This window comes from Danxiaibacter flavus (assembly GCF_041060425.1).
Taxonomy (GTDB): domain Bacteria; phylum Bacteroidota; class Bacteroidia; order Chitinophagales; family Chitinophagaceae; genus Danxiaibacter; species Danxiaibacter flavus.
This window is the reverse complement of sequence record NZ_JAULBC010000014.1, coordinates 37,058-57,460: the sequence shown is the minus strand read 5'-3', so window position 1 is coordinate 57,460 and position 20,403 is coordinate 37,058. Positions and strand designations below refer to the sequence as shown.

Sequence of the window (20,403 nt, the reverse complement as noted above, 5' to 3'; positions counted from 1 at the left end):
TCGTTCATGCAATGCTTGCAGATATGATGATTGCGATATCAAGTGGACAACATATCGCCGAATTCCATCAGGCGGAACGACATGAAAGCTAAAAGAAAGAAATAAACAACCGACCCGACATAATGAGAACAATAACGATTGCTGTATTTACAGCCATGCTGTTGTTATGCACGATGACATTTGCACAGCATGTACTCCCTAAGCCAAAACCAGCCCGCTTCGTTACGGATAAAGCAAGTGTTTTGTCCGGCGATCAACGATCTCAATTAGAGCACAAACTGAAACGGCTGAATGATGCGACCTCCAACCAAATAGTTGTCGTCCTGATCCCAACCTTAAATGGTGCCGTTATTGAGGAGTACGCTAATCAATTATTCCGTACCTGGGGGATAGGTCAAAAAAAGAAAAATAATGGTGTGCTTATTCTCGCTGCAATCAATGATCACCAAATGAGAATTGAAATTGGATATGGCCTTGAAGGTACCATCCCTGATATAACAGCTAAAAAAATTATTACAAATGACATAAAGCCGGCCTTTAAAGATGGACAATATTTTACAGGTCTTGATAGTGCTACAAATGATTTGGCCCGCGCTGCTGTGGGAGAGTATAATGAACCGGTTGTTGCCAATGCGACCCCTGTAGAATACGTTGATCCGGATTTTGAAGAACAAGGTGGTGTTAATCTTGTGGAGGCTGCGATCTACATCATTAGTTTTCTCATTGCTTTTTTGATCTTGTTGCTTAATGCTATAAAGAAATATCCTCCCGGAAGGTATTACGGTAGCGGGAATAGTTATTCTGATTATGGCGGCTATTATTCAGATAGCTACGGAGACAATGGCAGCGATAGCGGTGATTTTGGCGGCGGAGATAGCGGAGGAGGCGGTGCAAGTGATAGCTGGTAATAAATTTTTTCCGCTCTTCTGAGCTTTTAGCTCTGCAGTCTTACGCTATCGCCTCTGGCGATTGAAGCCATCGCTGCAAGCGATAGTGTAAGGCCACGAAGCCAGAAGGTCTCGCCGAGCATAAAAGGAATCGCCTGGTCTTATTCTAACTAATATGTTTCTTATCAGTGGCTCACTGCTTCTGATTCGAAGAGTGCAAAGCTTTGTGCAAGGATTACCAGAACGTGTAGTAATTAAACTGCTTCTACGCCAAGCAATTTGTAAATGTTGTAATTCTCATCATCAAAGCAAACAAAGAAAACCTGCTTTAGTGTGGATGCCTTAAAGTCGCTCACAGCTTTTACTGCAATCTCAGCAGCCCTTTGTTTAGGAAAGCCGTAAATGCCCGTGCTAATGTTTGGAAAGGCAATCGATGTTACATTATTTTCTTCCGCCAGGCGAAGGCTGTTTGTATAAGCGTTGTGCAGCAACTCTTCTTCACGCTTATCACCTCCATGCCAAACCGGTCCAACGGTATGTATTACATATTTTGCAGGAAGATTGCCGCCTGTTGTAATAACTGCTTCGCCTGTTTTACAGCCGCCCTGCCTGTTCCTGATCTGGATACATTCTTCTAATATTTTTGGTCCGCCCGCGCGGTGAATGGCTCCGTCAACGCCGCCGCCGCCCAATAAGGAACTGTTTGCTGCATTGACAATAGCATCAACTTTTATTTTGGTAATATCGCCTTTGGTGAGTTGAATAGTCATAAGTCAAAATTCAAAAGTAAAAATTCAAAAAAGTTGCCACAGTCCCGGTTGACACAGACTTCAATCCTCTGCAAAAATACGTTCTTTGAATTTGTAGTTGGTGTGCCCGGTAGTGCTGTTAAGCATTGAAGTTTTGAATTTTTACTTTTGAATTTTGACTTTTTACATCTTATTTATCTTTTAACAGGCGCTTGTAGATGGTATTATTTTGACTGTCAATCAAAATTACATAATAAACACCCGATGGATAGGGAGAAACATCTACGTTGTACGTATTGTTTCCCTTCAATGCATTTGTATTTTCTGATAACAAAAGCTTTCCATTAATATCCTTTACCTGGACGGTAAACTTTTGTTGCTTATCACTGAAGTAAGCAACAGATGTAACGCCGGTTGATGGATTTGGATATATAGAGAATGTCCCTATAGTATTATCTGTATTGTTATTATTATCCGCCTTCTTAGCAATTCGTGTATTATTTGTAATAACCTGTACAGTTTTAGTAACAACAGCCGCACTGCCACAACTGTTATTGGCTTTTACTGAAACTTTGCCTGTAGCTGTGCCCCAGTTTACTGTGATTGAATTGGTGCTGTAGCCGGATATGAGTGATGTACCGGATGGTAGTAACCAGTTATAATTGGCCACATTTGTATCTGGCGTTACACTGAAAACAATATTGTTCTGCGAAGCTGTGACCATAGCAGGCCCGGCGATTGACGGAGGCGTTGATGGAGGGTTATTATAGACGTTCATTTTCATTCCCGCGCTTACATTGACCGTTGCACAAGGCTGCGCCTGAACAATAGTGCAGGTAATCGAATCGTTGTTGTTGAGATTGCTATCTGTATAAGTATCTGTACTATTGCCCACAACTATCTCATTTTTCTTCCACAAAAAGACAGGCTGTATATTACCACTAATAACAATTGATTTAAATGTAACGGTGCTGCCTTTGCAAACGCTTGTTCCTTTGTCGGATTTAATATAGAGCCTGGTAGTAATATTGGGATTAACACGGAACCGAAGTACGTTGCTCTTTCTTGGTATTGGGTCTTTATCTAAATATACCATGCACCAAATAGAATCACCATCGAAGATCTTCGTATATCCATATTCAGAGAAGTGTTGGCGGGATAATACGCCGTTTTTATACCAGTCGTAATAAACTGCGTTGGCATTAATAGCATATGCCCGCATAAGCGGTTCAATTGTTGCACAAATAATGGAATCGGTATTGCTAAGTATTTTAACAATGGTATCGTTCCTGTAATTGAAGACAGCTTTGGTAGCAGAGCCTTTCGCATTTGTTGCCTGAACGTTGCCGGTTGATCCGTTATTTATAATAGCCATAATCAGACTATCGGATAACACACTAAATGATCGGGCAGGCGTGCCACCCAATGCCACATTACTAATTCCGGCAAAGTTGTATCCATTAATCATTATCGTATCACCCACAATGCCTGTTGCAGGAGAAAACGATTGTATTACAGGTGCTGCGACAGCCGTATCAACCTGGCTTCTGTAAACTGATACATATGAACGCAATGATGAAACGGTTTCAGCAAGATCCTGTTTGCCATCACCATCAAAATCACCGGTATTAAGCAGATTGCCGGCCATGCCATCAAAAGAAACAGGTTCGGCAAATGATATTTTGTTAGAAACAGTTGTGTTCTTTGAAACAAAATGACTGCCCACTATATCTAACTTGCCATCGCCATCCATATCAATCAGCTTGTTTTGGTATGTCAAATATATAGGCACGAGCAAGGGTGGTGCAAAAGAAATGTTTCCACCGCTACTGGTGTTGATGAATATAACGGCGGTATCGTTATGATCATTCTGGAAAACCAGGTCGGGTTTTCCATCTTTATTAAGATCACCTGTCAGCGCAAGAGAATGTGCGCGTGTATGCGGTAGTATTATTGATGGTTCTAACGAAAACTGGCCATTTTCGCTGGTATTTCTAAAGATGGAGACTGAACTGGTATCGGTAAATACGGTAATATATTTAGTCAGTATTTCCGGTTTACCGTCGCCATTGAGATCTACTGGTTCAAAAATGGAGAAATCACCGGGTATTTGAGTGGAAGGGGCAAAAGATACATTGCCGTTTACGCTGGTATTCTTCATAAAATTAACCGCATGCCAGTAGGTAATTGTAAACAAGTCCACTTTGCCATCGCCATCCAGATCTCCGATGTTAAATGCCTCAGTCCCATTGTCCTCATCTCTTGTCTCTATTACTTTGACCGTATCAAAAGAAATATGGCCGGGAGTGCTTATGTTCCTACTCAGGTAAAAATAAAAATTTCGAAAAATGTAGTCATCTTTTCCATCGCCATCAATATCCGCTAAAAAGCCGGGACTGTCACCATAATCAAATGGCTTTTCATAGGAGGGGCCTATCTCGAATGAAATATTACCGGGTGTACTTGTATTGCGGTAAGCACTAAAAAAGGGATAGAACGAAGGTATTTCGGTCTCAACAAAAAGATCAATTTTTCCATCGCCATCAAGATCTTCTATGTGTAGATTTTCTTTGGGATCATGCCTGGAGAGGATAGGAAGTCTGATGTCGCTGGCAAAAGAGCCTTTAGTTATTAAACCGCCGCCTTTAAATGGAATAATAAAAGGCACTGAGGAATAGGCGGTTTTCCCATTTGTATTAATGCTGATGGGTTTATAAGTAATGCCTTTGGGCACCCTTACCGTAAGTACGGTTGATGACGCGGTTAGTACCACTGCGCGCACGCCGCCAATGTGAACAATGTTGCCGGAAGGTGATGACGAAAAATTGTTACCGCGAATAGTGACTGTGCTGCCTGAAAAGCCGCTAAGCGGCGTAAAAGAGGTTATTACCGGTTGGGCTGTAACTGAATATACAAGTAGCAGGCTTAATAATAATGCAGGAAAGTTTTTGGAATGCCGGTTTGTTTGGTAATTACACCTGCTTTGCTGGGTTGCAGGCAGGTGGTTAAAGGTTTTTGAAGTTGACCTGTTTTTCATTGTTTATAGTATTAGGTTGAAGTAGCAATATTTTATAGTAAAATAGGCTGTTGTTAATTGTTGCCATTAATCTTTTACATTCAGATGACAGCGAAAGCACGCATAACATCCCGGCCTAAATAATAATAAAACTGGAAGTTGTTAGTTTATTAGAAGAGAGACCACAATTGGGTTTGCATTTTTTATGAATCAGGCTGTTGTATTATGATGATAGAGGTTGAAAAATACCACCAATTCATGCTACTCTTAAAAGTATTTCTGTCCGTTAGAAAAATATCCACCATAAAAGTAAATAAGCTGTCGCTTATTGTCAATATGATATTTAAGAAGCAATTTCGGCTGCGGCTATGATGGAGGTAGTGGGTTCGCGATAGTGGAAGAGGCATTGTAGTACTCAATTAATAACAAGCCGTTGAAGAGTGCGACGCAATGAAAGCCAGCAATTAGCAATCAGCATTGAGTAGTCAGCTTTTATTTTTACGCCCTATTTTGTTTTTCGATTGGAGTTACCTTCGGAATCCTATTCGCACATTTACAAATTTGCACATTTGCAAATACTCAAATTTCATTCTTATGCCTCGGCTGCCAGTACAAATAGAAGTAAGCTAATATTAATATCCCAAGTCCGAAAGGTATTAACGTTAGATGTTTGAAAGTTATGTTGCCAAAAACAATGTGCTCATCAAAATGAAGGAACTCGCTGATCATCCAGTAGGAGTTGGCTGAGATCCAGATCGTTATTGCGAGATTGTGGCAGAGTTCGGAAACATACTGGCGGGTGCGATACGCAATGACAATCGAAATGATGAGGGTTGGAAAAATCATCGCAATGCCTAAAGGCTTCCATACCAGGCACCAACTCACATCTTTAAATAACCAGAAAACAATATGAAGGTTTTCCATTTTGCGATAACGCAAAGGGATAATGTAATCCTGTTCAGTCGTGGTTGCTACGACAAAATTGTCGCCGCTATTGCCGGCATGGTCAGTAATGCCAGTATTGGTGGTTAAACCGGTGTCGCTCATGAGAATAATAGCTTAAATGTAAAACAGTGCAATATTAATCAGCCTTGGAAAACCTGCCGCTTAAAATTTTTTGAAAACGCTTTACATCGGCCTCAGGTAACAATGGTTGCTGTTGCGTAAGGTGGTCGCTGAACTGTTTTCCCAGGAACGGAGCGAGCGAGCAGCCCTTGGTTCCCATACCATCGAAAATGCCGACATTTTGCTGCACCGGATGTAAGCCCACAAAAGGTCTGCGTTCCATTGCCGCCGGTCTGATAGACGCAATATGATCTATAATAGTGTAAGGTTGTTTCAACAGAAATTTTAGTTCTTCATCCTTTCTGCGCTTAAATAATTCTGTAGGTCCGGCATCTGTATAGTTGTTTTCGTAAGTGCTGCCCACCCACCATAAGCCGTCATACCATGGAACGAGTGTGGTGCTGCCGAATTTATAAATGTTTGTTTGTGGCAGATCAGGAATATCTACAATCACAACTTCCCCTTTATTATATGTTGCCGGAAGATTTTCCCAATATGGCGATTGATAGGCATTAATACCATTGCAATAGATAATTTTCTCAGCATGAATGCCTTTATATTCAATGTGGTCAGGAAAAACTTTCAGTTGCTCTTCATGAAATGCTTCTTCAAGCAGGAGGTTTTCAGACGCCAATTGCTTACGCCATCCTTTCAACATATAATGAAGATTGATCAGGTAAACCGGGTGAATTTCAACCGCGCCGAATAAAAATGTGAAGTATGGATTGTACTTAACGTCTGCCGCCTCTATGTTGGCGAGGTAAACATTTTTCTCGTCAATTCTTCTGTCATAAAAGTCACGCATTTGCTGAGACGAGGGAAACGATATTACGTTCCTTTCAGAGATCAGATCAACATCCAAAGCTTTTCCTATTTCACTATAAGCATTCCACGCAAAAGGAAGCAGTTCATCAATCATCCAGGTGGTAACAATCTGCCTTCCTGTGACAGGATTAATAACACCGCTAGCCACTTTGGTAGAAGAGAATGGCTGGCTTTCATCAATCACAATAACCTTTTTGCCCGCCTTGTGCAGGTAGTAACTCAGGAAGGTTCCACAAAGCCCTTGTCCGATGATGATGTAGTCTGTCATAATAGGTATGAGGTATGAGGTTTCAGGTATCAGGTGGCTGCCAGCTATCAGCTTTCAGCGCTGTTAAATAGTCTATTAAAAATATTATCCGGTTAATCTTCAAATCCTGTAATCCAGGTCCAGACAAGCTCACAGCTTTATCCTCCCAATCAGCGTATCAATGCATTCCTTCTTATACATCTTAATCACGAAATGCACATTGTTGTGAAACGATGCTGGCACCGTGAAAGGAAATTTTATCTCTGCCCTGCCATTTTTTTCTAATGTAAAATATTGGTTTGGAAATACGTTGCTGAACAAGCCATCCACAACCTTGTGGGAAGAATCGTCCTGCAATTCAAAAACCAGGTAGCCCGTCCATTCTTCGGCACTCTTGTTTTCCAATTGTACAGGTAGTTCGTAAAGTTGGTTAACGGGGATTTTAGCCGGAACAGTAACCTGCCAGGCAGCCAAAGTATTTTTGCGGGAATATGTGCTGTCCGCTGCAAAAATGCTATTGCTACATATAATAAATCCAATTAATGCGAAGACGGAAAAAAGCTTCATGGATGCAAAAGAAAGCTATCCTACTCAAAAAGAAAATAAAAAAGCTTGTAGTTGTTAGCTACAAGCTTTAACCCCCAATGAAATTGAATACTTCAGCATTTACTGATAATTCACTACTAAAGTAGTAGATAAAAAAATACGAAAGTGGGTGAAGTCTTAAACGGTCATTTTAAATTAGGTTTTGGCAAGGCCAGAACGCAAAGTAGCCTCACGGTTGGGTGAGGCTACTTGTCTAGGCGTATATACGAATTATTTCTTTAGTGCCTCTGCCATTGTTTTTCCGATGTCCGCAGGGCTGGCGACTACGTGAATACCGCATTCAGCCATAATTTTCATTTTTGCCGCTGCAGTGTCGTCCGCACCACCGATGATCGCACCGGCGTGTCCCATTCTGCGACCGGGAGGGGCAGTTTGTCCTGCGATGAAACCAACAACAGGTTTGCGCAGATTGTCTTTCAACCAGTTGGCTGCATCAGCTTCCATGCTACCACCAATTTCGCCGATCATGATGATGCCGTCAGTTTCAGGGTCGTCCATCAATAATTTTACGGCTTCAACCGTAGGTGTTCCGATGATCGGATCACCACCGATACCGATCGCAGTGCTGATGCCAAGACCTGCTTTTACAGTCTGATCAGCAGCTTCATAGGTTAACGTACCTGATTTGGAAACGATACCTATGCGGCCTGGTTTGAAGATAAAGCCGGGCATGATACCCACTTTAGCTTCGCCGGCAGTAATAACGCCAGGGCAGTTTGGCCCGATAAGGCGCGTGTTTTTGCCTTGCAGGTAATTTTTAACCTTTACCATGTCCTGTGTAGGAATACCTTCAGTGATACAAACCACCAATGCAATACCTGCGTCAGCAGCTTCCATAATTGAGTCAGCAGCAAAAGCCGGCGGCACAAAAATGATGCTTACGTTAGCGCCTGTTTGGTTAACAGCTTGCTCAACGGTATTAAATACAGGCCTGTCCAAATGGGTTGATCCACCTTTACCAGGGGTAACACCACCCACTACATTGGTGCCGTATTCTATCATTTGAGTAGCATGAAATGTTCCTTCCGTTCCGGTGAAACCCTGAACTATGATCTTTGAATCTTTATTCACTAATACAGACATGGAAATTGTTTTTTAGTAAAAAGTCTGGCAAAAATAGGGCGTAAACAGCAATTTGTGATTACTAAAATGGTAATCACCGATTTTTAATTGTGATATTGGCAAAAAACAGCCGTAATTAACTAAGATCAAAGTATATTGACTGATAATTATTAACGATAATACAATAACCGGCTAACAGGCCGGGCTTGTTGACAACATCTCTAATCTTGCTTGATTAAATTATGGAATTAACTGCGTCATTGATATTAGATGCCAGGGCAGAGCTGGCCGAAGGTCCGATCTGGAATTACAGGGAAAATAAATTGTATTGGGTGGATATTGATGGAAGGAAGCTACATATTTATGATCCCGAAACGAAAGAAGACAGGGCGTTAGAGACAACTGAAAAAATCGGGACCGTTGTACCTATGGAAAACGGCGATGTACTGGTAGCCCTGCAGAGCGGCATTCACCAGATGAATACAACAACGGGCGAGTTGGTATTTATGACTAACCCGCTGCCAGATCCGGAGATCCGCTTTAACGACGGAAAATGTGATCCTTCGGGAAGATTTTGGGTCGGTTCCATGCACTTAAAGCAAATAAAAGGTAAAGCTTCGTTGTACAGAATGGACGCAGATGATGTAGTGCATCAAATGTTGGATAATGTAACAATATCCAACGGTATTGCATGGAGTGCGGACAAAAAGACAATGTACTATGTAGATACTCCTACAAAAAAAGTAGATGCGTTTGATTACGATGATGCCGCCGGCAACATCAGCAACCGGCGGACGGTAATCCATGTTCCCGAAGGAAGTGGTTCTCCTGATGGTATGACCATTGACGAAGAAGGCATGTTATGGACAGCCTTGTGGGGAGACTTTTCTGTAGCCCGATGGAATCCGCTGACAGGCGAATTATTAGGAAAAGTTACTGTGCCGGTTCCTCAGGTATCTGCCTGTGCTTTTGGTGGAAAAGATCTTTCAACATTGTACATAACAACTGCGCGGGAAAACATGAGCAAAGAGGATTTGGAAAAATATCCTTTGAGTGGAAGTTTGTTTGCTGTTGATTTGAAGGTAAAAGGAGTGAAGGCGAATTTTTATAAGGGATAGTTTTGCCACAAAGGCACAAAGACAAAAAGGGGCACTAAGATGCGGAAGAAGTGAATAGTGAATGGTCAATGGTGAAAGGGGGGAGCAGTGCTTTGTTTTGGAAATTTCATAACGGTGGCAGGAAGAAGTAAATGGTCAATGGTGAAAATGGCGGGAAGAGGTCGTTGCAAACCTCTGTGTAACTCCGTGTCTTCTCCTGTATTTCTCCGTGTAACCATTACGCATAATTTCACGGAGAAATACTTAGAAGTGAATAGTGAATCAACAATAGTAAGGTGTTGAACATTCCTTCGCTCCGATAAACGTATAACGTATAACTTTCAACGTACAACTCCTAAGACATATACTTCTCCTTAAACAACACATACTTATTCTTCAATTCTTTCAGGCAATTTGCGCAGAGGCAATCGCTGTAGCGTTCTGCGATAAACTTCTTTTCTTCCGCAGTAAAAGTAAAGCTGCTGCACTGGCAATTGGCTACATCCCCCACCTTGCATTCAAATGGTTGCTTACAACGTGGGCAGGTTTTATGTTCATGCACAGGCATAGACGTGTTGTTTATTCAGATGTACAAATTTATGCTTTAAAAAAAAGATCGTTCTCCGAACAACTTCAGGAAAGCATAGTAACCAGAAGTTCAATTCAATCGGCATTCTATTTAGGCTTATGAGTTTCCACTTCCGGCGGGATAATATTATGAACGATATTGTAAGCGTATTGACTATTCTCCATTGTGATTTTTACAACGCAGCCGTAGTGTAAAGAAAACTTATTGAATGATTCTTTTAGCGGCGTGCTGGTGATATGAGACAAGATGCTTCGTATTACGCCACCATGTGTAACGATAGCTGCCGGAGCATTTTGTATCAGCTGATCAAAAAGAAGACTGCAACGCTCATGCAGTTGCACATAATTTTCTCCGTTAGGAATACAGACGTTGACAAAGTCTTCCATCCATGGTTGTATTTCTGCTTTGTCTATATCATCCCATTTTTTTAATTCCCAATCCCCGCAGTTAATTTCCTTTAGAGCGTCATGGTATTGTATAAGCGCTTGTGGAAATAGTAACTCGGCTAGTTTGCGGCAACGTTGCAATGGGCTGCAATGTACCTGCTGTATGCTTGCAGGCAGATAAGCCTTTATCAACGAAGCTTCGGTATGGAATGAGTCCGTTACATCAATGTCCGCCTGGCCGTAACAAATGCCTCTGGCTACATCAGGAGTGGTATGGCGTATTAAATAAATTTCCATAGTACAATAATGCCGGTATAAAAAGCAATTTCACAAACTTGTTGGGTAGCGCCGGCGCAATCGCCGGTTTGTCCCCCAATCCATTTGTAAAAATAGTTACCTAAGTATAGTCTTGCAATAATAACCAATACCAACGGCAAGAGGTAAACCGGAGGAAGAAAGCAAAAAGGGAGCAGCCCGCCAGCAAATGCAATGCACAACTCTAACGTATTAAGTTTTCTGTCAGCAACCGGTTTGGATTTGCTTTGATCGGTATCGGTTACATAACTATATTGCTGTAACAGCGTAACAGCCGCCAACCTGCTGCTGCTATGTGCGGCGACGATGATCAAAAGAAATACGGTCAATGATTGATGCGACGCCAGTGTCTCCAGCAAAATAAATTTACTGCTGAGTATTGCAATCAATCCGATAACGCCGTATGTGCCAAGACGGCTATCTTTCATGATCGTTAATATTTTTTCTTTTGTCCAGCCTCCACCAAACGCATCACAAACATCAGCAAAACCATCTTCATGAAAAGCTCCTGTAGTGAGAATGCTTACGATCATTGTAAACAGAAGGGAAAGCTGTAAAGGAAAAAAGAACTGAAAAAGATAAAATGCCAGCGCATTAATGCCACCAACAAGTAGGCCGATCCATGGAAAGTAACGCGACGATTTTTGCAGCATGTTTTGCCCGTGGCCAATATTACGTGGTACAGGTATGCGTGTAAAAAACATCAGTGCTGTGAAGAAAATATCACGTTCACTTTTGAGTCTTTGCAGTATCGGCATGGTTATTCTTCCTTATTACTTACAGACGCGCTTTCAAAGCTGGCCATTTGATTTAAAAAATTAACAGCAGACTGTATAAGCGGCATTGCGAGAGCAGCGCCTGTGCCTTCTCCCAGTCGCATGCCCAGTTGTAGCAGCGGTTTGGCCTCCATATGTTCCAGCATGGCTGCGTGTGCCTGTTCATTGCTTTGGTGCGCAAAAATGCAATACTGCAGAATACCTGGAGATAACTGTTGAGCAATTAATAACGCCGCTGTGGTAATAAAACCATCCACTACTATGATCATATTGTTTTCGGCTGCGGCTACAAACGCGCCCACCATCATAGCTATTTCAAATCCGCCAACAGTTGCCAGTAATTGTATGGGAGCATTTGCAAGTGTTTGCAACTGACGTAGGTCGAACACTTTTTTCAGCGTTTCAATTTTTGTTTGCAGTTGTTCGTCATTTACGCCGGTACCTCTGCCTGCACAAAACCCGATCGGTTTGCCCATCACAGCACTCATGAGCAACGCCGCCGAGGAAGTGTTGCCGATGCCCATCTCTCCAAATCCAATACAATTGCAATCATTGTTAAGCATTCTTGCGACAATCAGTTTGCCTATGCTGATGGCCTCTTCACATTGAGCAATAGTCATGGCTGGTTGCTCTAAGTAATTGGCAGTTCCTTTCGCAATTTTGCCGTGTATAATGGGGAGTCGTGGCTCGAAGTCAAAGTTCACGCCTGCATCAACAACAGAAAGATGTAAGCCGTGCTGTTTGCAAAATACATTGATGGCAGCACCGCCTGCTACAAAATTCAATACCATTTGCGCCGTTACAGCTTGTGGATATGGATTGACGAGACCCGTGGCAGCAATACCGTGGTCTCCTGCAAACACTATAATAGATGGGTTTTTGATAACCGGTGATACCGTGTTTTGAATTAATCCAACTTGTAGCGCGATGTCTTCTAACTGCCCGAGTGAACCAGGCGGTTTCGTTTTATGATCGATTATGTGTTGTAGTGCCTGTTTAATATTGATCATTTCTCTTGTTATTTAGATCAGATTGCAGAAGTGTATTGGCATTTATCTGTTCAGCCCTTGATGGAAACCGGAATGCCGGAAACCATGAAAACAACCTTGCTTGCTTTGGCTGCAATATATTGATTGGCCCAGCCTTGTAAATCGACAAACTTTCTGCCGGTCTCTGTATCCGCGTGTAAACCCATGCCAAGTTCATTGCTTACAATTAGAAATGTGCCCGGATGCTTAGCCAGTTCATCTATTTCTTTCTTCAGTGCCTCGAGACTTGCTTGAACATCCTGCTTGTACAGAAAGAAGAAATTGGTGAGCCATAATGTGACACAGTCTACCACCGCAATGCGTTCACTTATGGGCAGCCTGCTCACATACAATGGCTCTTCAAATGTGGTCCATCTTTCATCGCGATCTTCCTTATGCCTGGCTACCCTTTGTTTGAATTCGTCATCGGTTACATTGGATGTGGCAATATAAATTGGGCTGTCAGACAAAGCCAGTGCTTCATTTTGTGCGTATCTACTTTTTCCGCTGCGGGCACCGCCGGTAATAAAACAGATCATAGTGTATTTTTTTTCTGGGTGCTGTAACAAACACTTAAACGTTTGTGTAGTTTTTTATCGCGTGTGTTGACGCTTTGTATGCGAAATGTTAACGTGGAAGCCTTTATGTTCATACGTCCGCGTGGGCATGCTGTTTATTGAGTTGCACAAATTTATGCTCCAATGATTCCGGAGCTTGAAACAGCTTTGGGTGAAACATACTGGAGAGTACTTCGATTCCATCCACAAGCGTAGATGCGCTTGGTTGGGTAAACAAATCGAAATCGGCAATGTATACCAGGTTGTTTTTTACAGCTTGCAAATGTTGCCATTCTTTCCTGTCAGTAAGCAAATGCATTTCCTCCAACGTACGTTCAACGGTAAATCCGCATGGGGCAATTATTAAAACTTCAGGATCGTACTTTACAATTTTATCCCACTGTGTTACGATAGAGTCTCCTGCAGGGTTGCTAAGCATATCTATACCACCGGCCTGGGCAATCTGGTAAGGAATCCAGTGTCCGCAATTGTAAACAGGTTCAATCCATTCTATCAGCATCACACGTTTTAAAGGCATTTTATGCTGACGCAAAGTATCAAGAATATTGTCAGTTCTTTTCTGAAGTTTTGTAAGGTAAGTGTATGCAGCTTCTTCCTGGCCCAATGCCGATGCAATGGTAATGGCGCTTTGATATACATCATCCAGTGTCTGTGGCGTTATTGGAATTATTGCCGGTTGCTTCTCAAGTTTTGCAACTGCAGCTGCCGTGCAGGCAGTATCAATCTGACATACTTCACAAACATCCTGTGTGAAAATTATATCCGGCTGAATTTGTTTGAGCAAATCCTCATCTACAAAATAAAGGCTTTTTCCCTGCGACTTGCTTGCGGAAAAAATGCGATCTATCTCAATACTTGAATAGTTGTTGCCTTCAAGTAAATATCTGACAACCCTGTGTTTTTCTTTTAATGCCTTTGATGGACATTCAAATGTTACACCGTGCAGCAAGTGCTGCAGGCCCATATCATAGATCATTTGTGTAACCGCGGGGAGAAAGGAACAGGCAACCATGGGAGTGATAAGTTTTACGTTGAGGAAAAGCTTAAAGCTTAAAGCTCAAAGCTCAAAGCCCAAAGCCCAAAGCTTAAGCCAAAGCTCAAAGCCTAAAGCTTAAAACTGGTAATGTTTCTAAAAAGATTGGATTTCTGCATCTAAAGATCTAAATAATTCCTGCGAAGCAATAAACAACTTCGCAGGAATTCATTTGCATATTTACTCATTCACACATTTGCACATCCGCACATTTGCACATCCGCACATTCACTCATTCGCACATTTATCTTGCTTCGGGTGCAGTAACTCTATTCTTTAATAATTCAAAACTGCCAAACATAATTCCACTATAAATAATGGTGGAAGAGAGAAATCTTAATTCGTAAGGAATTGCAGTGACAAGACGTAGTTGATAGGTTGTCATGATGTTTGCAAAGCCGTTTTGAGATAGCGCCGCGCCCAAATCAGAGACCAGCCAGTGAATTAACACGGTTACCAGTGTTGCTGTTAAGATACTCTGGATGTTTACGTCTTTGATGAGAAGTTTGCCAGCGATAGTCATTAATGCAAAAGATCCGTACACCCAGTACCAGCCACCATACAACAAACCTGTTCTGAATTCGGAAAATACAGTAAATGATAAAACAAGGTCACTAATAAATAATGCTAATAAAGGAAACGCAAATGGCTTTATGTTGCCCTTAAAATAGGCGCCACCAAACAGGGCCATTGCGCCAAGTGGTGAATACATAACCAGTGGGCTTAACTCCTTTGTCATGTTTGTGGATAAACGTAATACAGCCACAAAACAAATGATCAGTAATAGTAACGTTGTGCGGGGATTGAATTTTGGAATTGACATATAATGACTATTTAGGAATTTAAAAAGTTACAGTTAATCCAGCCTGTACACTTGCCGGTTGAGTGCTATATCCCAATACTTCAACATAATCCGTATTGGTAATGTTTTTAAAATCAGCAAAAACCTTAACGTGTTTGTTGAATTTATATTCACCATATGCACTCCACAAAGTGTAGGCCTCCAAGTTAACCAATGTAGATGGATAAGTGCTAAAATCCAAATCCTTTCTTGCGCCAAAGGTTTGTATATTCATGCTTAAAAACAGTTTTTTAGACGCGCGGTAATTCAATGCCATGCTGTAAGTATCTTCTGGTACACGCAATAATGTAGATGAACTGGAATCCTTGCCGTTCAGTTGTGTATTTAATTTACCTTTCGTGTGTGCATACTGTAATACTAACTGTAGATTTTCTGTGAAGTTGATGGTTGGTTCAATTTCTACACCCCAGTTATGCTGTTCATCCTGGTTTACATATCTGTTTGTGAATGCAATTACATTATTTACGTCACGCTTATAAATAACACCCCTGATGTTGAACTTTTGTTCAGGTTGAAAATACTGCACTCCACCTTCGTAGGTAACCGCAGATTCAGCCTTTAAAGAGCTGTTGCCATACATTGGTGCGTATAATTGGTACAGTGTAGGTGTTTTAAACGCGCTGGATATGTTGGCAAAAATTTTCACTTCTTTGTTCAGGAAAACGAAAGGATTAAAGTTGTAAGTCCACTTGGTGCCGTAAATAGAATTGTTATTATACCTGGCGCCAGCCTCGGCGTGAAATACCTTACCGGTGTACAGAAGAGATGCGTATGCATTAAACTGGTGTTGCATGGCGCTGTCCTTACTTATTTTGCTAACGTCCTGCCCCCAGCTTCCAATGTACGTATTGGATTGAGATGTATTCGATGTTCTGTAATCAACTCCCGAAACCAGTTGTAAACCTTTAGCCAGCTCAGTAGAGTAAACAATTTCCGCAAACTGGTCTGTTCCTTTATAGCCACCGGAATAGTATTGGTCGCTATATGGTGGCACATAACCTGAATCGTTGAGGTAGTCTCTTTTGATAGTATTGTAACTATAGTTTAGTGTAAACCTGCTTTTGCCGAAGGTTAATTCACTGCGCACACCCGTTTGCAGACTTTTGCTTTTGTAGGTATAGTCCCGGTCATCTGTGTAAGCCCCCGCATCCAGTTTACCATTGTAGGTGTTGTAGCGCAGGAACGGAGTTATTTTCCAATGATCATTTACTTTAAAACCAAGATTGGCCAATACACCATGCTGTTTATAACCATCCTTGTCAAATGTTCCGGTGCCGTTTGGGTCTTTGGCTTCGCTAATGCCTTTTGTATCGTAGTAAGTGTAGGCGACATTGTAGTCAAGCGTTTTCGTGCTTCCATTAACCCCTGCGTTGCCTTTGAATGTATTAAAGCTACCGTAGCTCGCGGTCGCAAAAGCGCCCACTTCTTTATTGCCTTTTCTTTTGGTGATAATATTGATAACGCCTGCAATGGCATCTGCCCCATATAAAGTAGATTGACTGCCTTTCAATATTTCCACACGTTCAATATTTTCAATGGGTATTGTGCGGATGTCAAAATTGCTGCTGAGGCCTGACGGATCGTATAGCGGGATGCCATCTATTAATATCAATGTATAATCACTCTTAGCGCCACGCATGTAGATGCTTTTGTCTTTGCCCGGATTGCTTGTAGCGCCATTTACAACGATGCCTGTTTGCTCATTCAGTACTTGTGCAATATCCTTTCCTGCACTGCGTTCAAGTTGTTCGTGAGAAATAACAGTGAGTACTTTGCCTGTCTCGCTTAATTTTTTAGGACTTTTGGTTGCGGTTACAACAACTTCGTCAAGGGCGTTAGTGGCAGAGTCCTTTTGTGCCCATAACGTTAGTGTTGTCATGAGTGCTGTAACTGAAAGTGCAATTTTTTTCATGCTCATTCTTCTGTTTGTATTTTGTTCTGAAATGCTTAATGAAGAATGAACTTTCGAATAATGAAAGAGTAGAAAAGCAGCAACGAGTTATTATTAAAACTTTCGTAGCTGCATCTCCGGCTTTTCTCCCGAAAGCTCAGTGATCTTGTTTGAATCAGGCAGGTCTTCTGGCTCGCTTACATCTGAACACCTTCCCGTTAAAATACAGTGGTATGAAGATCCAGATATTGAGTAAGGATGCCTTGCATCCTGCTCGTTAAGCTTACAGCTACGGGGATAGCGCCGGATTTACACCGGACTTCCCTTTTAATGGCGCGTGCGCCAACCAAATCCGCGGCAAAAGTAAGGGAAATGTGCGAATTAGTAGATGTGCGGACGAGTAAATGTGTGAATGAACAGAGTAAATATCCATAAACCTCGTATAGGCGCAGGCGTGGACTTTTGCCCGCGGCTATTTAATATTCACTTATTCAAACATCTATGCTTTCCTAGTTCGCGCATGGACCCATGCTCCCATTCATCCATCTTCACATCTGCCCATTCGCGCATCTACGCATCTGCCTATTTGCCCATTCGCACATTCGCCCATTCGCACATTTGCACATTTTCGCTACATTTAAGGCTATTTTTTATTTATGAGTTCCAAACAGAAACTAACGCTTTTTGATTTGACCATGGTTGTGGTGGGGCTGGTTATCGGGATGGGAATTTTCAGAACGGCCGCTACATCCGCACAATATGCCCTTAACCCGGTAATATATTTTAGTGCATGGATAGCGGGTGGACTTATCGCTTTATGTGGTGCACTGACTTACGCTGAAATAGGCAGCCGCTACCCGGTGACCGGTGGCTATTACCGCATATTTTCCCATGCTTATCATCCATCTATCGCGTTTTCTGTAAACTGTATCATACTCATCTCAAACGCAGCTTCTCTTGGCGCTGTAGCGTTGATCGGCTCCGGTTATATAAGCCAGGTAATTTTTAATGAACCCGCAACAGATCTTACAAAAGCACTGATTGCCACTTCTGCCGTTGTGGTATTTTACGGTGTTAATTTGCTGGGTTTGCGAATGAGTGCTAAAACGCAGAATGTTCTGATGATCATAAAGATTGGTATGATCGTAATGCTTATAGCTGCACTGTTTATGCCCGAGATCCATCAGCCTGTAACCGAAAGTAATGCGGTTTCGGATGTTTCGTTTCCTTCCTGGATCCACTCATTTGGGGCAAGCCTTATTGCCGTTTCATTCACATATGGAGGCTATCAGCAAACGATCAATTTTGGTAGTGATGTGCAAAACGCTTCCAGAAATATTCCGCGGGGCATCTTCATGGGAATCGCCATAATTATAGGATTATATCTTCTCGTAAATCTTTCTTATTTTAAGGTGATTGGTTTTACGCAATTGCAAAGCCAAAAAGAAATTGCCTCAATTGTTGCAGCAAAAATGTTTGGTCAATCGGGCGGATCTGCGTTTTCGGCCTTGCTGTTTTTATCTGTACTGGCTTATGTAAATGTGTTGTTGATGAGTAACCCGCGTGTAATGTTTGCTATGAGTGAAGATGGTGTGCTGCCTGCAATTTTTCAACAAAAGTCGAAAAAGAAAGACGTACTGGTAATCTCTCTTTCTACATTTGCGGCCATATGTATTATTATCGTATTTCTTGCTAAGACATTTGAGGAGATACTGAACTTTACCATTTTTCTGGATTGTTTTGGGATGGCGGCCTCAGCGGCAAGTATTTTTTCGATAAGAAGAAAGACAAAGCATTTGAATGGCACGGGTATTTATTCAATGAAACTATATCCGTTGATGCCGCTGGTTTTTATTTGCGCTTATGTGTTTGTTGGAATAAATATTGCTATGCAAACGCCCGGTACCGCTCTTGTGGGGCTAATTGTCCTCGCTTCTTTTATGGGCATATATTTCCTGACACATAAGAAAATAAGCAGGCAGAAAACAGGTGACGATAATTACGATGTGCCAAAGAAATAATGTAAACCCCTACGTTGTACATCGCACATCGTACACCGTACATCAACTGATTTTTAGAATTAATAGTTTTTTATGGATATATCTTATATTTTAAATGAGTACGCTGAAGACAGGGACGAATACTTTAGAGCGATTGCGCCGCCGATTATGCAGACAAGCAACTTTGCCTTTAAAACGGTGGAGGCTTTGCGGAGCAGTTTTGACGATGAGTATTCTACATGGCTGTACAGCCGTGGCCTGAATCCGACGGTGGAAATACTTCGTAAAAAACTTGCTGCACTTGACGGAGCGGAAGATTGCCTTGTGTTCAACAGCGGATCTGCTGCCATTTTTGCTTCAGTACTCGCTAATGTAAAAAGCGGAGATCATATTGTGAGCGTTCGCAATCCTTATACATGGGCGAAGAAAATGTTTGATGAAATATTACCGAGGTTCAATGTCCGGACCACCTATATAGACGGCACTGACGTTAATAATTTTTCTTCAGCCATCCGTGAGAATACAACGTTGTTTTATTTGGAAAGTCCCAATAGCTGGACTTACGAATTGCAGGACCTTGCTGCCGTCGCCCAACTGGCAAAACAACACAATATCATTACCATTTGTGATAATAGCTTTTGTACGCCTTTATATCAAAGGCCAATTGAGCTTGGGATAGATCTTGTTCTGCAATCTGCAACAAAATATATCGGCGGACATAGCGATGTTATTGCCGGCGTACTTTGCGGCGGAAGTGATATTATTAAGCGCATTTTCAACAGTGAATACAACAATATTGGCAGCGGTATTCAACCATTTAACGCATGGTTGCTGATAAGAGGTTTGAGAACACTGCAAGCGCGCCTCGACAGGATTACATCAACCACTGAAAAAGTGCTGGATTATTTGAAAAGCCATCCTTTGGTTGAAAAAGTGATCTTCCCGTTGGATGAAGCATTTCCGCAGTACGACCTTGCGAAGAGTCAGATGAAAGGCGGATGTGGCCTCCTCACTTTTGTTATCAAATGCTACACTGTGTCAGGCATTGAAAAGTTTTGTGAATCACTAAAACATATATTGATGGCCGTTAGCTGGGGCGGTCATGAATCATTGATCATTCCACGTTGTGCGGGTATTAAACCCGAAAGTTTTAACGGCTCTGCCGATCAGCGAATGCTCCGTCTCTACTGCGGTTTGGAAGATGCTGATTACATTATTAAGGACCTTGAACAAGCTTTTAATGTAATTGAAAATGGATAATTGAGAATTGAAAATGGGATGTGCGAATGAGGGAATGTGCGAATATGCAAATTGGCAGATGTGCAAATAGGAGAATGGGCGTATTAATTGATAATTGAAAGTTCCTGCCCGACTGAATGACATCAGTCGGG

The 20,403-nt window shown here is 41.9% G+C and carries 18 protein-coding genes and 1 riboswitch; of the genes, 4 read left to right on the top strand and 14 right to left on the bottom strand.

What is annotated here, in order from left to right; all coding sequences use genetic code 11:
• Positions 1-122 precede the first annotated feature (122 nt).
• The gene (locus tag QTN47_RS27095; protein WP_369332597.1) at positions 123-908 is read left to right on the top strand and encodes a TPM domain-containing protein; all 786 of its coding nucleotides are present in this window, start codon (positions 123-125) and stop codon (positions 906-908) included.
• Between the two features lie 233 nt (positions 909-1,141).
• On the opposite strand, the gene QTN47_RS27090 is transcribed toward QTN47_RS27095, so the two are convergent.
• From QTN47_RS27090 to sucD, 6 genes are all read right to left on the bottom strand, one after another.
• Positions 1,142-1,657, bottom strand: a complete 516-nt coding sequence (locus QTN47_RS27090; RefSeq protein WP_369332596.1) for an O-acetyl-ADP-ribose deacetylase — start codon at positions 1,655-1,657, stop codon at positions 1,142-1,144.
• Between the two features lie 169 nt (positions 1,658-1,826).
• A complete protein-coding gene (locus QTN47_RS27085) occupies positions 1,827-4,673 on the bottom strand; it encodes an FG-GAP-like repeat-containing protein (RefSeq protein ID WP_369332595.1) in 2,847 nt (948 codons plus the stop codon).
• A 558-nt stretch (positions 4,674-5,231) separates the two neighbouring features.
• The gene (locus QTN47_RS27080; protein ID WP_369332594.1) at positions 5,232-5,699 is read right to left on the bottom strand and encodes a hypothetical protein; all 468 of its coding nucleotides are present in this window, start codon (positions 5,697-5,699) and stop codon (positions 5,232-5,234) included.
• A gap of 34 nt (positions 5,700-5,733) precedes the next feature.
• A complete protein-coding gene (locus QTN47_RS27075) occupies positions 5,734-6,810 on the bottom strand; it encodes an NAD(P)/FAD-dependent oxidoreductase (protein ID WP_369332593.1) in 1,077 nt (358 codons plus the stop codon).
• Between the two features lie 129 nt (positions 6,811-6,939).
• Positions 6,940-7,356 (bottom strand): hypothetical protein, encoded by a 417-nt coding sequence (locus QTN47_RS27070; protein WP_369332592.1) that lies wholly within the window; start codon positions 7,354-7,356, stop codon positions 6,940-6,942.
• Between the two features lie 249 nt (positions 7,357-7,605).
• A complete protein-coding gene (gene sucD / locus QTN47_RS27065; protein WP_369332591.1) occupies positions 7,606-8,478 on the bottom strand; it encodes a succinate--CoA ligase subunit alpha in 873 nt (290 codons plus the stop codon).
• A 221-nt stretch (positions 8,479-8,699) separates the two neighbouring features.
• Between sucD and QTN47_RS27060 the strand changes: the two genes are divergently transcribed.
• On the top strand, positions 8,700-9,575 hold the full coding sequence (locus QTN47_RS27060) for an SMP-30/gluconolactonase/LRE family protein (RefSeq protein ID WP_369332590.1): 876 nt from the start codon (positions 8,700-8,702) through the stop codon (positions 9,573-9,575).
• 334 nt (positions 9,576-9,909) lie between these two features.
• Here QTN47_RS27060 and QTN47_RS27055 read toward each other — a convergent pair whose 3' ends face one another.
• The 8 genes from QTN47_RS27055 to QTN47_RS27020 form a co-directional block, all read right to left on the bottom strand.
• Positions 9,910-10,122, bottom strand: a complete 213-nt coding sequence (locus QTN47_RS27055; RefSeq protein ID WP_369332589.1) for a cysteine-rich CWC family protein — start codon at positions 10,120-10,122, stop codon at positions 9,910-9,912.
• A gap of 107 nt (positions 10,123-10,229) precedes the next feature.
• Positions 10,230-10,826, bottom strand: coding sequence for an alpha-ribazole phosphatase (gene cobC, locus QTN47_RS27050; RefSeq protein ID WP_369332588.1), 597 nt, complete (start codon positions 10,824-10,826; stop codon positions 10,230-10,232).
• Positions 10,811-11,602, bottom strand: a complete 792-nt coding sequence (locus QTN47_RS27045; RefSeq protein WP_369332587.1) for an adenosylcobinamide-GDP ribazoletransferase — start codon at positions 11,600-11,602, stop codon at positions 10,811-10,813. The genes cobC and QTN47_RS27045 overlap by 16 nt, the downstream gene beginning before the upstream one ends.
• Before the next feature lie 2 nt (positions 11,603-11,604).
• Complete coding sequence (cobT, locus tag QTN47_RS27040; RefSeq protein WP_369332586.1) at positions 11,605-12,630, bottom strand: nicotinate-nucleotide--dimethylbenzimidazole phosphoribosyltransferase; 1,026 nt, start codon at positions 12,628-12,630, stop codon at positions 11,605-11,607.
• A gap of 50 nt (positions 12,631-12,680) precedes the next feature.
• Positions 12,681-13,187 (bottom strand): bifunctional adenosylcobinamide kinase/adenosylcobinamide-phosphate guanylyltransferase, encoded by a 507-nt coding sequence (locus tag QTN47_RS27035; protein WP_369332585.1) that lies wholly within the window; start codon positions 13,185-13,187, stop codon positions 12,681-12,683.
• A gap of 109 nt (positions 13,188-13,296) precedes the next feature.
• On the bottom strand, positions 13,297-14,238 hold the full coding sequence (locus QTN47_RS27030; RefSeq protein WP_369332584.1) for an ABC transporter substrate-binding protein: 942 nt from the start codon (positions 14,236-14,238) through the stop codon (positions 13,297-13,299).
• Positions 14,239-14,503: 265 nt separating this feature from the next.
• A complete protein-coding gene (locus tag QTN47_RS27025) occupies positions 14,504-15,082 on the bottom strand; it encodes a DUF6580 family putative transport protein (protein ID WP_369332583.1) in 579 nt (192 codons plus the stop codon).
• 19 nt (positions 15,083-15,101) lie between these two features.
• Positions 15,102-17,033, bottom strand: coding sequence for a TonB-dependent receptor plug domain-containing protein (locus tag QTN47_RS27020; protein WP_369332582.1), 1,932 nt, complete (start codon positions 17,031-17,033; stop codon positions 15,102-15,104).
• Between the two features lie 140 nt (positions 17,034-17,173).
• Positions 17,174-17,378: riboswitch (cobalamin riboswitch) on the bottom strand.
• A gap of 290 nt (positions 17,379-17,668) precedes the next feature.
• Here QTN47_RS27020 and QTN47_RS27015 point away from each other — a divergent pair.
• Both QTN47_RS27015 and QTN47_RS27010 read left to right on the top strand, forming a co-directional pair.
• Positions 17,669-19,033, top strand: coding sequence for an APC family permease (locus QTN47_RS27015; RefSeq protein WP_369332581.1), 1,365 nt, complete (start codon positions 17,669-17,671; stop codon positions 19,031-19,033).
• A 72-nt stretch (positions 19,034-19,105) separates the two neighbouring features.
• Positions 19,106-20,272: a trans-sulfuration enzyme family protein gene (locus QTN47_RS27010; RefSeq protein ID WP_369332580.1), complete on the top strand. Its 1,167-nt coding sequence runs from the start codon at positions 19,106-19,108 to the stop codon at positions 20,270-20,272.
• Positions 20,273-20,403 lie beyond the last annotated feature (131 nt).